At 65.4% G+C, this 16,168-nt stretch carries 4 protein-coding genes; 2 read left to right on the top strand and 2 right to left on the bottom strand.

All coding sequences use genetic code 11. From position 1 onward, the window contains the following. Nucleotides 1-552 precede the first annotated feature (552 nt). The gene (locus AC06DU_RS10540; protein ID WP_080689558.1) at nt 553-1,191 is read left to right on the top strand and encodes a carboxymuconolactone decarboxylase family protein; all 639 of its coding nucleotides are present in this window, start codon (nt 553-555) and stop codon (nt 1,189-1,191) included. 88 nt (nt 1,192-1,279) lie between these two features. Here the strand turns inward: AC06DU_RS10540 and AC06DU_RS10535 are convergent, their stop codons facing one another. Next, the gene (locus AC06DU_RS10535; protein ID WP_024940668.1) at nt 1,280-1,555 is read right to left on the bottom strand and encodes a hypothetical protein; all 276 of its coding nucleotides are present in this window, start codon (nt 1,553-1,555) and stop codon (nt 1,280-1,282) included. 1,024 nt (nt 1,556-2,579) lie between these two features. Between AC06DU_RS10535 and AC06DU_RS10530 the strand changes: the two genes are divergently transcribed. Beyond that, the gene (locus AC06DU_RS10530; RefSeq protein ID WP_478204330.1) at nt 2,580-5,369 is read left to right on the top strand and encodes a S8 family serine peptidase; all 2,790 of its coding nucleotides are present in this window, start codon (nt 2,580-2,582) and stop codon (nt 5,367-5,369) included. Nucleotides 5,370-5,483: 114 nt separating this feature from the next. On the opposite strand, the gene AC06DU_RS10525 is transcribed toward AC06DU_RS10530, so the two are convergent. Continuing rightward, nucleotides 5,484-15,680, bottom strand: coding sequence for an autotransporter-associated beta strand repeat-containing protein (locus AC06DU_RS10525; protein ID WP_478204329.1), 10,197 nt, complete (start codon nt 15,678-15,680; stop codon nt 5,484-5,486). Between the last annotated feature and the right edge of the window lie 488 nt (nt 15,681-16,168).

The raw sequence follows: 16,168 nt of genomic DNA, 5'->3' as shown, positions 1-16,168 counted from the left end.
GGACCGCTGCCATGACCCTATTTCATAGAAAGATGTGCGTGCTCCAGGACGCTCTCTACGCTGGGCTCCATCCACCAGAGGAACAGACAGATGAAAACCTTAGCAATCGGCTGGCGCGGAAGAACTTCTCCGGCACCAACTGCGTTTTCGATCGCACAGCAGTACGCATCCAGGATGGCTTGAATTCCAATGCGCGTTTGCAGTGATGAGCGCCATTCATAGGACCATGCAAGCTGGATGGATGGAGCGGCGTTGCATCTGCCTCATGCTGCTTGTCGGTACGTATGGCAAGGAGACGGCGATGAAAAACGCAAGCGTGGTGCGTTCGATTCGACATGGTGTGCGCGCAGCTGGGGCGCCATCTGCATCGCACGGTCCGGCAGTGGATGCTTGGATTCGCGTTGCCTTGCCCCTAGATCGGTGGAGAGATGCGATGCCATGCGCGAGCGCGCTGCGCCGCGCGCTCCCCATGGCTGCGCTGTTGTTGGCGCAGTTGCCCTGCTCTCTGTTGCCCCCTCCCCCGCGGCAGCACATCCTTCGGAGATCACGTCCATGACGACACACGCCACCTTGTCGCCCAGCCAGCAGGCCATTGCGCCGATTGCCGCGTTTGCGGCCACCGGCGATATCGACCGCTTGAACACCGCATTGGAGGCGGGCCTCGATGCTGGCTTGAGCATCAGCGACTGCAAGGAGGTACTGGTCCAACTGTATGCATATGCCGGGTTTCCGCGCAGCCTCAATGCACTGGCCGCGCTGATGCAGGTCGTCGATGCACGCAAGCAGCGCGGCATCGCCGATGCGCCGGGACACGAGCCCGGCCCGGTACCGAGCGGCGATGCGCTGCTGGCGCTGGGCACCGCCAACCAGACCCGTCTGGCCGGTGCGCCGGTGACCGGGCCGTTGTTTGCGTTTGCGCCGGCAATCGATCAGTACCTCAAGACGCATCTGTTCGGCGACATCTTTGCCCGCGACAACCTGGATTGGGTGAGCCGTGAACTGGCCACGATCAGCGTGCTCGCCGCCCTGGAAGGCGTGGAGGCGCAACTGCAGTCGCATTTGAAGATCGGCTTGAACATCGGCGTGACCGAGGCGCAGCTGCACGAACTGGCCAAGGTGCTGGACAAGCGCGTCGGTGCGGCCGCCGGCACACGCGCCAAGGCGGCACTGGCCAAAGCCAGGGCCCAATGAGCCTGCGGCGGGGTTCGACAACCGCAGCGCGTGCTGCCGGCACGAATGCGGCTTCCCACGGCAGCACGTCGAAACCGATCGGGCCCCGCTAAAGCGGCGCCGGGCCAGCCGCCAGCCCCGGCCGCCCACCGGCCTGCTTGACGATCAACTGGCCGATGTATTGCTCGGCCAGCCTGGTGCCGATCTCCAGCGCGGTCTGCAGCGAGCCGAAGGTGGGCGCGGCCGGCAGCGGTACGGGATGCCCACAGACCTGCAAGGTCTCCAACACGATGCGCCGATGCCCGAGCTGTCGAGCGACCACGCGGTACGGCAGGCCCTGGTCGGTGCCTTCCGTGGACATTCTTTCGGTGCAGTGGGTACTCATCGGGCTCGAGCATAGCTGTGATGCCCAAATTTGGCGGCGCGGCAACTTGAACAATTTATGCAGACGCTAGCGCAGCGCCAGCGGCGCACTCTCGACAAAACCGCTGCAGCCTGAACAGGCTCGGCCATGCCGCGATGACACCGATGTCGCACCTTGCGTGGCGCACGCAGCGGCGCCGATAAGAACAGAATCAGAGGAATCGGCTGTAGGGGCACGCCGAATGTTGGTTCTTCCCCCAAAAAGATCGGCTTGAATATTCTCCCAGCATTCAGCTTGATGGCCTGAAACGAGGACGTACCTGTCTCGACGTTTCATTCGGCGCACTGAATATCCAGCGCTTCTTCGAGCATATCCCTTTGCGCATTTCATGCAGGAAAAGCGGGGAATTGGGCACAATGGCAGGGTTCGCTCGCTTTTGGTCAATATAAATGCGGTGGATATATTCGTTCTGCAGCAGAAAATTTAATATAACTTCGATGTCACTGCGATAAAACTCATCCGATCAGGCCTGATGCAGAAGAGTCCGTTAGAGCTGCTAACTTACAGTCGAATCCGCTACACCATGTGGGCAATTTACCGACATCTTCGACGCATTTCCTGATTACCTGCGATAGTCGTCGCATTTAGGATTGCCGCCCCCGGAGATTCGTGACGACTTATTGTCGCGTTCGCTCTGACATTTCCTTGCAGTCGAGCCTGATAAGGCGCTTTTTAATCTGTTTTGGCTATGGACTAAATCGTAAAACCCTATGCGGGATGTTTTTCTCTGAATAGCAACTGTCCGTTCATGTTTTAGAGTTTACCGGTAGCGCCGTTAAACAATCTCGCAAGCACATGGTTCGATGCATCGGCGCATCACCGTGTTATCCGGAGCGCTTATCTGAGGGGACAGATTCGCGGCGGATAAAGTGAATAACGCGTGAAATCCAACGCCACACCGGCTTTTCCCGGTGCTGGAATCGTCTGCGCCAAATTTTAGAATTTTTGCAGTTGCGGCGCGCTAATTACCGGAATCGACCAACCCATGAATCGCTCGCTACTCGCAACCACGATCGCCTCCTGCCTTGTCCTGACTGCCTGTGGCGGCGGTGGCGGTGGCGGCAATGTCCGCAGTGACCCACCGCAGACCACGGTGGTCGCCCCGACGCCGTCCACTCCCCCAGCGCCCACCACGCCCACGCCCACGACTCCAACGACTCCAACGACGCCGGACACCACCGCGGCCGACCCGCTGCCGAACACCGCGCCGACGCCGGCACCTGCCCCCGCCCGCTACCAGGGCCTGGCCAGCAATCTGCTGGTGCCGACCAATGCGGATCTGGCACAACAGGCCGGCGCCAAGGGTCAGGGCGTCAAGCTGGCGGTGCTGGACGACAACCTCTATGGCAGCTACGCGCCGATCAGCGGCAAGGTCGATACCTCCAACGATTACACCGACACCCCCGGCACCCCGGAATCCGCATCGAACGCGTTGCGCGGCCACGGCACCGTCGTCTCGGCATTGGTGCTGGGCACCGCCCAGGACGGCTTCGCCGGCGGTGTCGCGCCGGATGCGGACCTGTTCTATGCGCGCATCTGCGCCGAAAACTCCTGCGGTACCCAGCAGACCCGCCGCGCGGCGGTGGACCTGGCGGCAGCCGGCGTGCGCATCGCCAATCTGTCGATCGGCGCCTCGTATGCAGATGCAGCCAGCAGTGCCAATGCCGCACTGGCCTGGAAGTATGCGCTGACCCCGCTGGTGGAGGCCGATGCGCTGATCGTGGCCGCCACCGGCAACGAAGGCGCGGCAGAAGCCTCCTACCCGGCGGCGACGCCGGTGCAGGAAGCCAGTCTGCGCAACAACTGGCTGGCCGTGGGCGCGGTCAACATCGACAGCGCCGGCAATGCCGCCGGCCTGACCAGCTATTCCAACCATTGCGGCGCCGCCGCACAGTGGTGCCTGGTGGCGCCGGGCAGCTACTTCGCACCCGCGCTGGCCGGCACCGAGCTGCAGGGCCAGATCGCCGGCACCTCGTTCTCCACGGCCGCTGTAAGCGGCATCGCGGCGCAGGTGCTGGGCGTGTATCCGTGGATGAGCGCTTCCAACCTGCAGCAGACCCTGCTGACCACCGCCACTGACCTGGGCGACCCCGGCGTGGATGCGCTGTACGGCTTCGGCCTAGTCAATGCGGCCAAGGCGATCAAGGGCCCGGGCCAGTTCGCCAGCAACTGGGCGGCAAATGTGACCTCCGGCTACGACAGCACCTTCAGCAATGACATCTCCGGCGCCGGCGGCCTGACCAAGAACGGCGCCGGCAGGCTCACGCTCAGCGGCAACAACACCTACACCGGCGGCACCAGCGTCAGCGACGGCGTGCTCGCACTGTCCGGCAGCCTGCGTTCGGATGTCATTGTGCTCAACTCGGCCACGTTCGAATCGCGCGGCGGTGTCATCAACGGCGGCTACAGCCTGGCCAACAACACCGGCACCACCGCCATCGAATTGGGCAAGGGCTTGACCGTCACCGGCCAGGCCAGCCTGAAGGGCAACCTGCTGTTGCTGCCGGAAGCGGCTGGCTACAACGTCGGCAGCAGCGAGAAGATCGTCAAGGCCGGCACGTTGCAGGGCAGCTTCGATCGGGTGCAGTACGCCAACAACTTCTTCTGGACTGCTTCGCTCGCCTACGACCCCACCACCGTCACCGCCACGTTGACCCGCAATGCCTCCGCTGCCAGCGCGCAGGCGGCCGGTGCGCCGCAGTCGGTGATCAACGGTGCCACGCAGGCCGATACGCTGGTCAAGGTGCTGGATACGCGTGTGGCCTCCGGCGATACGGATAACCTGGGTGGCCTGATCAGCGCTACCGGCGCGCTGCTGGCCGCCAACGATGCGCAGGTTGCCGCATCGCTGCCGACCCTGGCCGGCCAGGTACACGGCATCGAGCGCACGCTGGGCTTCCAGTCGGCACTCAACGATGCACGCGTGGCGGCCGATCGCCTGCCCTACCTGGCCGACACCACCACGCTGACCACCTGGATGCAGGGCAGCTATCTGGACGGCGAACTGGGCGGCAAGGGTTTCGACTCGGCCGATTACACCCAGCAGGCCACCACCGTCGGTGTGGATCTGCCGATGGGCAACGCCGGCACCGTCGTGGGTGCGGCGCTGAGTTCGGGTCAGGACCGTGCGCACATCGATGCGTCGGCCAGTCGCCTGCGCTCGGACCGTTATGCGATGACCGCGTATCTGTATCAGCCGATCGGCCAGGCGTACGTGTCCGGGATCGGTTCCTACGGCATGAGCAATGTGGACACCGAACGCACGGTGCAGGCCGGCAGCATCGGCGAGCGCCTGCAGGATCGCCGCCACGACACCAACTGGTCGCTGCGTGCCGAAGTCGGCCTGATGCCGCAGGCAGGGCTGTCGCCGTTCATTGCCGCAGGCGTGGTCAGCCAGACCCAGGATGCCTTCAGCGAAGCCTCGGCCACCGGGCTGGGGTTGAGCGCCAACAGCGACACGTTGCGTGCCGGCTATGGCGAGGTGGGTGTGCGCGGTCATCTGGTGCGCGGTAAGTGGAGCTTCGATGGCTTGATCGCCTACCGTTCGCTGCTCGGCAATCCGAACTCGGACTTCACCGCCTGGTTCACCGGTCTGCCGGAAGCGCGCTTCAACGTGGCCGGCGAGCCGGTGTCCAAGCAGTCGGCGCGTGCGTCGGTGGGCGTGCGCTACCAGCTCAACGATGCCTTCTCCATCTATGGCAACGTGGGCGCCGAGCGCGGTCGTTCCGATGCCAACAGCATCAATGCCAATGTCGGTTTGCGCTGGCAGTTCTGATCGCGACCGGCACCCGACCGCACTTGGTCACTGTAACCACCGATGCCATGCAGCACTGTGCATCAGGCAAAAAAAAAGCCCCGGCAATGCCGGGGCTTTTTGGTCTGCGGTGAATCAGAAGCTCCAGCCCCAGGTGACCTGGCCGCCGTATGCGGTCTGGCCATCACCATTGAGTCCCTGCAACGACAACGCCATGCGGCTGTTGGGCGAGGTGATCAGGCTGACGCCCAGTTCGCCGACCACCGCGTTCTTGGCCAGCGTGACGCTCTGCACCGAGAACTGCGAGCCGCTGCCGACAAAGCCGGCCGACCGCTCCACGGCACGGTCGCCGAACGCATGCCGCCAACCCACCGAGGCGTACACCCCGGCCGCCGCACCCAGCTGCCAACGCCCGCGTACGCCCACCGTGCTGGTGGTGTACTCGTCCTTGGCACTGTCCACCGACAGCCCGGCAATGCCGCCGCGCTCGTCGAAGCCGTCGGTCTTCAGGTGCGTGTAGTCCGCCGCAACGAAGGGGCTGTACACCGCATTGCCGGTGCGCAGGTTCCAGGCCGCTTCCAGCGACACGGTGACGGCCTTCGCATCGTAGTTGCTGGTCAGCCGCTCTTCGAGCACGCCGGGCAACATCACCCGGCGGCTGCTGTCCACGCTGTAGTCCGCATAGTCGACCGCAGCCTGCACAGCGAACGCAGACCAGTCGGCCTGGGCATAGATGCCGGCATGGGTGCCATCGATGTCGGAACGATCCAAGGATTCGCGCGAGCGGGTTTCGATGTCCTGATTACCGACCGCGACACCGACCACGCTGCGCTCGCCGATGCGCCGTTCTGCACCGGCCATGACGCCGTTGTCCTCGCGCCGCACCGAAGCGGTGTTGGCATCCCCATCGACACGATTGGGCAGGCTACGGCCGGTGATCCAGACCGTGGTGTCGCCTACCTGCGCGTCCTGACTGTCGCCACGCAGATGATTGCCGACGCCACTCAGCAGGAAGTGGCTATCCAGCAATGCAGTCGCCGTGCTGGCGTGGCTTTCGCCCGACAGCGAGGCAAACGCCGTGCTGATCGCCTGCGGGTCGTCGGGCAGGCGCACCACTGCCTGGTAGACCGGGCTGGTGGTCGGCAAGCCATCCACCGCAGCTGCGGCAGCCTGCTGGTTTGGCGCGGTGACTGCATCGACCATGGCCACGGTGTTGCGGCCAAACGACACCGACAGCGCCGTGGCACTGGCGCTGACATTCGGCGTGACGAAGGCGTAGTCGGAGACGACGTTGGTGAACCGACCGGTCAGCCCGCCGGCGGCGCTGATGACCGGGATCTCGGTGAACAACGGCAGGTCCGTCGCACGTACCAGTTGCAGGGTGCTGCCAGGTGCCAGCGTGGCCGCCCCTCCCACGCTGATCGGTGTCACCGTGCCGCCCGCACCCGGCGTGACCTGCAGGGTGGAGCCATTTGCAAGCGCGACATTGCCGCCGACGCTGATCGTGCCCGTACTGCCGCCGATCGCCACGGTGCCACCGGAGGTCAGGCCGCCGATGCTGCCGCTGCCGGTGAGCGTGCCGCCCGGGCCCACCGTGACCGGCCCGCCCAACGCGGCGCCCGGATTGGCCGGGTTACCCACGCTCAGGGTGCCCGCGACGATGGTGGTCGGGCCGGTGAAGCCACTGCTGTTTGCGGTGACCAGCAAGGTGCCCACACCATCCTTGAGCAGACTGCCAGTACCCGACAGGATCCCTGCGTAGGTGCCATTGGCGGTCTGCTGGAACACCAGTGCGCCGGCATTGGCGATATTGCCCTGCAGGCTGTCGGTATCACCAATCAATGTGCCCGCATTGATCGTGGTGCCACCGAGATAGGCGTTGACACCATCCAGCGTCAACGCGCCCGCGCCGTTCTTGATCAACGTACCGCTGCCGGTGATGTTGCCGGCAAACGTACCATCGCCTGCCTGGTCGAACACCAGTGTCGCGTTGTCGACGATATTGCCCTGCAGGCTGGTGGTGGTACCGATCAGGCTGCCGCTGGCAATGGTGGTGCCACCGCTGTAGGTATTGGGCGCAACCAGCGTCAACGCACCCGCCCCCTGCTTGACCACACTGCCGGTGCCGCTGACCGCGCCGGCGAACACGCCATCGCTGGCCTGATCGAACACCAGCGTGGCGTTGTCGACGATATTGCCTTGCAGGCTAGTGGTGTTGCCGATCAGGCTGCCGGCGCTGATCACGGTACCGCCGGTATAGGTGTTGGGTCCGAGCAGTTGCAGCGCGCCGGTGCCGGCCTTCTGCAGCGAGCCGGTGCCGCTGAGCGTGCCGGCATACACGCCGCCGGTGTTCTGGTTGAACACCAGTGCCGCGTTGTTGGCGATATCGCCCTGCAGGCTGCTGGTGTCGCCGATCAAGGTACCGGCCGTGATCGTGGTGCCGCCGGTGTACCCGTTCGCACCGTTGAGCACTAGTGCGCCGGCGCCATCCTTGATCACGCTGCCGGTGCCGGTGATCGAGCCGGTGAACACGCCATCGGCCACCTGGTTGAACACCAGCGTCGCGTTGTCGACGATGGCTCCCTGCAGGCTGGCGCTGTCGCCGACCAGCGTGCCAGCGTTGACCGTCGTGCCACCGGTGTAGCTGTTGCTGCCGTCCAGTGTCAGCGTGCCGGTGTTGGTCTTGATCAAGGCGCCACTGCCGCTGATATCGCCGGCAAGCGTGAGGTCTGCGGGATTGTCGACGCTCAGCGCAGCGCCGAGGACGACCGCATTGCCCACAGTTGCGGCAACAGGGTTGGTCAGCACCGCAGCGCCGACCACCGACAAGCTGCCGGTGCCCAGCGCGTTGTTGCTGCCGATCGACAAGGTGCCATCGCTCAGCGCGGTCCCGCCGGCATAGCTGTTGTTGCCACTGAGCGTGAGCGTGGATGCACCGGTCTTGATCACGCTGCCGGCACCGCTGATGGCGCCAGTCAGGGCGAGATCGTTGCTGCCTAGCAGCGTCACCGCACCGTCGAGCACCACCGCATTGCCCACGGCCAATGCCTGATCGGTATCGAGGCTGGTGCCGGCTGCCGCGGTCAGCGTGCCGGTGCCCAATGCCTGCGCATCGCCCAACACCAGCGTGCCGCCGCCGAGCGCGGTGCCGCCGGTGTAGGTATTGGCGGCGCTCAGCACCAGCGTGCCGGTGTCGAGTTTCTGCAGCGTGCCGGTGCCGCCGATGCCCACATCGATGGTGCCGGTGACGCCAGGGTCGACCCGGATGATGGTGGTGGCCGCATTGGCGCTCAATGCACCGCCGCCGGCATCGCTCAGCACATACCCGTCGCTGATGAACTGCATGCCGGTAATGCCTTGCGTGCCCTGCACGCCTACATTGCCGGCGGTGCCGGCGAACACGGCAAAACTGTTCTGCCAGTCGCTGTTGCTCAGCCCATCGATCGAGGTCCAGTTGGTGGGGCCTGCAGCCCAGATGCCTGCGCCGCCATCGATGCTGCCATTGGCAATGGTCTGCGCACCATCCCAGAACTGCACGTTGCTGCCGGGCGCCAGCAGCACCACGTTGACCTGCTGTGCCAGCGCGGTCTGCAACGTCAGCTGGGTGGGATCGATCGTACCTGGCAACGTGCCGATGCCCAGGCCGTTGTCGGTCAAGCCACCGGTGTAGTCGATCAGGCGATACACACCGGTGCCGAAGCCGCCGATGTCGGTGATGTTGAGCGTGCCGTCCAGGGTGAGATCGCCATTGACCGCCAACACGCCGGTCTGGCTGGGGATGCCCAGGAACGCGTCCAGCGTGGCAGTGGGAGCCAGGCTCAGGCTGCCGGTGGTCAACACTGCGCCACTGGTCACCACCAGGCGGCCGCCGTCATTCACCGTGACCGCCGCATCGACCACGCCGCTGCCGCTCAAGCTGGCACCGCTGCCCACGGTCAGGCCACCTGCACTGGCCAGCGTGCCATCCACGTCCAGCGTGCCGGCGGTGACCTGGGTGGTGCCGCCGAGCGCGCTGGTGCCGGTGAGCTGCAAGGTGCCGGTGCCGACCTTGTCCAGATTGCCTGCATCGCTCAGGCTGCCGGCAAAAGTACTGCCGACGTTGTTGGCGCCAAGCTGCAGCGTGGTGCCGCCCAGCACCGCGACATTGCCCTGCCCGGTCACTGCACTCAGGGCCGCATTGCTGCCGAGCGAGAGCCCGGCACCTGCGGCCACATCCACGACGCTGGTGTTGCCCAACGCGCCGGGGGCGGCGGTGGCGAGCACGCCGGCCTGCACCGACACCGGGCCGGTGAACGTGTTGCCGCCGGACAAGGTCAAGGTGCCCAGGCCCGTCTTGGTCAAGGCACCCGCGCCACTCAGCACCCCGGTCAGGCCCAGATCGTCCGCGCTGGCAATGGTCAGATCGGCACCGAGATTGACCGCATTGCCCAGTGCCAGCGCAATCGCGTTGCTCAAGGTGGCATTGCCCAGCACCGACAGGCTGCCGACACCGAGCGCGGTGTTGCTGCCAACCGCCAGGGTGCCTGCGTTCAACACGCTGCCGCCGACGTAGCTGTTGGCGCCGTCGAGCGTGAGCGTGGACGCGCCGTTCTTGATCAGACTGCCCGCGCCGCTGATCGGGCCGGACAGGCGCAGGTCGTTGCTGCCGACCAGGTTGAGCGCGCCATCGAGTACCACTGCATTGCCGACCGCCAATGCCTGGTTGCTATCGAGGTTGGTGCCGGTTGCTGCGGTCAGGGTGCCGGTGCCCAGCGCCTGCGCGTCGCCCAGCACCAGGGTGCCGCCGCTGAGGGCGGTGCCGCCGGTATAGCTGTTGGCCGCATCGAGCACCAGCGTGCCGGTGTCGAGCTTTTCCACGCCACCGCTACCGGAAATGGCGACATCGATGCTGGCGGTTGCACCCGGATCCACACGGATCGCGGTCAACGGCGCAGTCACAGCCAGTCCACCCGCGCCGGCATCGGTCAGCTGATAGCCATCGGTGACGAACTGCAGGCCGCCGATGCTCTGCGTGCCCACCACGCCGACGGCGGCTGCGTTGCCGGCAAAGACCGCAAAATCGCCTTGCCAGGTGCTGTTGGCGCTGCCGTCCTGGTTGGTCCAGTTGGTCGCCGCACCCCAGGTCCCTGCACCACCATCGATGGTGCCGTTGGCGGTGGTCTGCGCGCCATCCCAGAACTGCACGATGCTGCCCGGTGCCGTCACCACCAGGTTGAGTTGCTGGCCGATGGCGGTCTGCAGTGCGAGCTGGCTGAGATCCACGCTGCCCGGAAACAGGCCGATCGCCAGACCGTTGTTGGTGAGCAGGCCGGTGTAGTCGATCAGCCGGTACACACCCGTGCCGAACCCACCGATGTCGGTAATGTTGAGCGTGCCGTCCAGGGTGAGGTCGCCATTGACCGCGAGCAGCCGCGTATTGCTCGGCGCTGCCAGTGCGACATCCAAAAACGCACCCGGTGCCAGGGTCAGGCCACCCACGCTGAGCGAGGAGCCACTGGTCAATGCAAGCCGGCCACCGTCGGCGATGGTCACATTGCTTCCCACGTTGCCGGTGGTGCCGGTGCCGGTCAGCGTGCCGCCTAGCGCCACGTTCACTGCGCTGGTGCCCAGGGTGCCGATCACATCCAGGGTACCGCCGCTGACCTGGGTGGCACCGCCGATCGCGCTGTTGCCGAGCAGGCGCACCGTGCCGGCGCCGACCTTGTCCAGATTGCCGCCACCACCAAGGCTGCCGCCAAAATCGCCACCGCCCAACTGCAGCGTACCGCCGGCATCGGTAGTGACATTGCCGGCGCCGCTGAGCGCGCTGATCAGGCCGCCGTTGCTGAGATTCAGCACCGCCCCTGCAGCGACATCGACGTTGCTGGCGTTGCCAAGCGACGCAGCGGTGCTCGCAACCAGCGTGCCGGCCTGGATCGCCAGCGGGCCGGTGTAGCTGTTGCTGCCACTCAAGGTCAGGGTGCCGGCACCGGTCTTGATCAAGTCGCCTGTACCGCTGATGCTGCCGCTGACCAGCATGTCCGCACCGTTATCCACGGTGAGCGCTGCGCCAAGCGCGATGTCGTTGCCCAGCGCCACCGCAATCGCATTGCTCAGCGCTGCATTGCCGACCACCGACAGGCTGCCGGTGCCGAGTGCGTCGTTGGCGCCGACCGCAATGGTGCCGGCCGTCAACGTCGTGCCACCGCTATAGCTGTTGCTCGCGTTGAGCGACAACGTGGTGGCGCCATTCTTGATCAGGCTGCCGGTGCCGGTGATCGCAGCGTTCAAACCGAGATCGTTGCTGCCGACCAGCGTGAGCTGATCGTTCAACTGCACCGCATTGCCCAGCGTCAGCGCGGCAGCGGCATCCAGTTCGGCAGGGCCGCCGACCAGCAGCGCACCCACGCCCAGCGCGGCGTCGTTGCCGAGCACCACACGCCCCGCATCCAGCGCAACGCCGCCGCTGAAGGTATTGGCATTGGCCAAGGTCAGCGTGGCAGCGCCTTGCTTGTCGAGACTGCCGCTGCCGCTGACGACGCCATTGAGCGTGATGTCCTGCGTGCCAGGCAAGGTGAGTGCGCCATTCAACGCAAGTGCATTGCCCAGCGTCACCGCGCTGCTGGCATCCAGTGTGGTGCCCGCGGCGGCGCTCAGTGTGCCCAAGCCCAGTGCCGTGTCGCTACCGACCACCACTGCGCCGCCCTGCAGTTGCAGTCCGCCCGCCCAGGTGTTGTTGCCATTGAGCGTGAGCGTTTGCGTGCCGTTCTTGATCAGGCGACCGGCGCCGTCGACCACGCCATCGAGGGTGAGGTTCTGGCCATCGATGGCGAGTTGGCCGGCGACATTGACCGCGTTCTGCAAGGTCACCGCCGTGCTGGCAGTGAGCTGCGTGCCATCGGCAGCGGTGAGCGCGCCGGTGCCGAGTGCGCTGTCGCTGCCGACCGACAGGATGCCGGTGTCGAGCAAGGTGCCGCCGGTATAGACATTGTTGCCGGTGAGGGTCAACGCACCGGCGCCCTGCTTAAGCAGGCTGCCTGCGCCACTGACGATGCCGGTGACGCCCAGATCGTTGTTGCCGGTGAGCGAAAGCGCACCGTTGAGCACCACAGCGTTGCCGATCGTGGTCGCGGCAGTGGCCTGCAGCTGCGTGCCATCGGCAGCGGTCAGCGCCCCGGTGCCCAGTGCTGCGCCGTCGCCGATCAGCAGCGCGCCTGCATTGAGATCCACGCCACCGGCAAAACTGTTGGGTCCAGCCAGCGTCAATGCAGCATTGCCGTCCTTGACCACGCCACCCACGCCACTGACCGCACCGGTGAGGGTGAGATCCTGGCTGCCGCCGAGCTGCAGGTCCGCTTCCAGCGCCACGTTGTTGGCGAGCACGCGTGCGGCGGTGCTGTCGAGCAGTCCGCCGCCGACGGTCAGGGTGCCAAGACCCAAGGCGGTGTCGCTGTCCAGGATCAGGCTGCCTGCACTCAGGCGCGTGCCGCCGGTGTAGCTATTGTTACCGGCCAGGGTCAGGCTGGCGGGGCCCAGCTTGTCCAGGCTGCCCACGCCGGTGATGGCGCCGGTAAGCGTGAGCGCGTTGCTGCCACCCACATTGACCAGGCCGGCCAAGGCAATGGCATTGGACAGCGTGCTGACGGTTGCATTGGCCAGGGTGGTACCGGCTGCTGCGCTGAGCGCGCCAACACCGAGCGCGGTGTCGCTGCCCACCGTCAGTGTGCCGGCGCTGAGCGTGGTGCCGCCGCTGTACAGATTGTTGCCGCTCAGGGTGAGGTCGCCACTGCCGGATTTGATCAGGCTCCCGGTGCCGCTGATCGCGCCACTCAGTGTCAGTGCTTGCGCCCCACTCAGTGTCAGCGCACCTGGAGTCAACGCGATCGCGTTGCTCAACGAGGTGGCCGCCGTGTTTTGCAGGGCCGCATTGCCGGTGACGTTCAACGCACCCGTGCCCAGCGCGGTGCCGCTGGCCACCTGCAAGGTGCCGGCAGTGAGGTTGGTGCCGCCGGCATAGGTGTTCAGGCCGCCCAGGGTCAAGCTGCCGGTGCCGAGCTTGGTCAACGCACCGGTGCCGCCAATGGCGCCGGTCAGGTTCAAGGCATTGCCGCTGCTGCCCACGCCCAAGCTACCGGTGAGTGCAATCGTGTTGCCCAGGGTTGCCGCAGCGGTGGCATCCAGCTCGCCGCCGCTTGCGGTCAGGGTGCCGGTGCCCAGGGCCGCGTTCGAGCCCACCACCAGGCGCCCGGTACTCAAGCTGGTGCCACCGGTGTAGGCGTTGTTACCGGTCAGGGTGAGGTCGCCCGCACCGCTCTTGATCAGGCTGCCGCCACCGTTGATGGCACCGCTCAATGTCAGCGCCTGCACGCCGGTCCAGTTCAAGGGTCCGCCAAGGCTGATGCCGTTGGCCACCGTCAGTGGCGCACTGCTGCTGAGGTTGGACGCGCCGGTGACGTTCAAGCCGCCGGTTCCCAGTGCCGAGGCACTGCCCAGTTGCAAGGTGCCCGATGCCAGCGTGGTTCCGCCAGCGAAGGTGTTGGCGCCGTTGAGCGCGAGCGTGCCGGTGCCGGTCTTGTTGACACCACCCGCGCCGGCAAGCGTGCCGGTCAGGGTCAGCGCGTTGCCGCTGGCGCCCAGGCCCAGCGTATTGGTCAAGGCAACATTGTTGGCCAGGGTCAGTGGAGCGCTGGTATCCAGCTGCCCACCGGCGGCTGTCACCGTGCCCGCTCCGAGCGCGGTATTGGTTTCGATCCGCAGCGTCCCCGCGCCCAGCGTCGTGCCGCCTGCATAGGTATTGCTGCCGCCCAGGGTGAGCGTGCCGGTGCCGATCTTGTTCAGCGCGCCGGCGCCGCTGATGCCGCCGCCAATCCGCAAGGTGTTGGCGCCGCCGATGCCGATGAAATCGTTGAGCACGAACGCGTTCGGCAAGTCGACCGCCGCACTGGAAAGCACGCTGCCGGCTGACACGTTGACGGCGCCTGTTCCCAGTGCGCCATTGGTTCCCACCGTCACTGAGCCGCCGAGCAGGTTGACGCCTCCGCTGAAGGTATTGCTGCCGGTCAGGCCCAACGCACCGGTCCCGGTCTTGGTCAGCGCACCGGTACCGACGATGGGGCTGGCAATGGTCAGGGCATTGGCGCCCTGCAGGGTCAAGCCACCTGCTCCCAAGGCGATGCCGCCGGCAGGCGACAGGCTCAGGCCGGCGGCTGTCGCCTCCAGCGCACCGCCATTGGCGGTGATGGCAGTGCCTAGCTGCGCAGGATTGGCGAACTGCAGTACGCCGCCATTGAGCGCGCTGCTGCCGAAGTTGCTTCCGCCCCCGACCGACCAGGTGCCGCTATTGACGCGCAGGCTGCCGAAATTGATGTATTGCGCGGTGCTGAGCGTCCCGACGCCGGTGCTGCCGCTGCCAGTGCCGGTGGCCGAATTCTGCAGGATCAGCGTATTGGTGCCGCCTGCGCCGCCATCCACCACACCGGTCTGCGCGAAGCTCAGCAAGCCCCCCGGCCCAAGCAGTTCCAGCGCCAGCCCGCCGCCGCTGTTGACGCTGCCGCCAGTCACCGCCGTGAAGCTGTTGGTGCTGCCCGCCCCCATCGACACGCTGCCGTTGATGGTGCCGGCGTTGACGAAGCTGTTGCCGGTGGCCGAACTCTGGAAGCCGACGCGCCCATTGATGGTGCCGGTGTTGACCGCATTGACGGTACCGCCGCCGCTGACTGCTATCACCGGCGTATCCGCACTCAGCACCGACAGGTTCAACAATGCACGGCTATCGATCAGCCCGGCATTGTTGATCTGCACGACGCCATTGCTGGCCGAGGTGATGCCAAGCGCCATGCCATCGAGATTGAGCAGGTTCGCCCCCAGTAGGCCGCCGGTGCCGTAAATCGCGCCGGTGGCGAGATTATTGGCGGTCACCGCGGTGGAGCTGGCATTGCCCATGCTGACGCCGGTGCTCAACACCGACAACAGGCCGAGCGCCGAGGGGTCGATCGTACCGCTGTTGTTGAGCGTGGCATTGGTGCCGGTGAGCGCAATGGCGGTGCCGCCCAGCAGCCCGGCGGTCATCTGCGTGCCTGCCGCAACGTTGATGGTCAGGTTGTTTGCGCTGCTTGCGAAGCTGTTGCTGGTGATTGGCAACCCCGTGCAGGTGACGGTGGCGCCCGCTGCTGGAAGTGCAGGTGTGCACGCCCCCCAGGCCAGCATCGGTGCGGCGGCTCCCACCGCCAGCACGACTAGGCTCGACACGCTGCGGCGGGTTGCCCCGGGCTTGCGCCGCCGACGTACCAGCTCGTGCGTCACCACCCAATTACCAATCGCCGCGTTCCAGACCAGCGCAAATGCACGATTCATTTTATTCCCCCTGTATCGCCGTGCAGAGACTCACGCACACACACACGCGCTCTCCAACAGCAGAAAGTTGATTTACTGTCGAGTCGGTTTAAAACAGCTTGTGCCGTACCAACCGGTATCGCCTACGGATGAGGACGTTTAATACCATTTCCCTGCGAATAATAGTGGGAGATTAATAGGGAAAGCGCCATGCCTGAAACTGTGCCGAATATCACTAACCAGGAAACTATCCATGACACACGCCCAAACTGTCGACTGGTTTACTCGTGCCCGTCAGCGTTATCGCGCTACCTCATGCGGTAGGCGCCACAGATCATGTGCGGCAGAATTCAAATAAAAACATGGCATAATTCAGTGGTGAAGCGGAATATGGCTGGATGAGTCCGAATGATTTAGAGCGATCTGATGCGGTCACCCGGATATTAGCGAGCCGAACCATTTCGACTACAAGTTCTGTGTGGATGTTGCGGTGCAGGAGTGAAAACCTG

This window comes from Xanthomonas sp. NCPPB 3200 (assembly GCF_056393585.1).
Note: the sequence above shows the minus strand (reverse complement) of the source record. Positions and strands in the feature narration are given on the sequence as shown.

What these genes read in the sequence shown, in the direction of transcription:
- AC06DU_RS10540 (WP_080689558.1), top strand. Translation starts at nt 553, where the DNA reads ATGACGACACACGCCACCTTGTCGCCCAGCCAGCAGGCCATTGCGCCG.
- AC06DU_RS10535 (WP_024940668.1), bottom strand. Translation starts at nt 1,555, where the DNA reads ATGAGTACCCACTGCACCGAAAGAATGTCCACGGAAGGCACCGACCAG.
- AC06DU_RS10530 (WP_478204330.1), top strand. Translation starts at nt 2,580, where the DNA reads ATGAATCGCTCGCTACTCGCAACCACGATCGCCTCCTGCCTTGTCCTG.
- AC06DU_RS10525 (WP_478204329.1), bottom strand. Translation starts at nt 15,680, where the DNA reads ATGAATCGTGCATTTGCGCTGGTCTGGAACGCGGCGATTGGTAATTGG.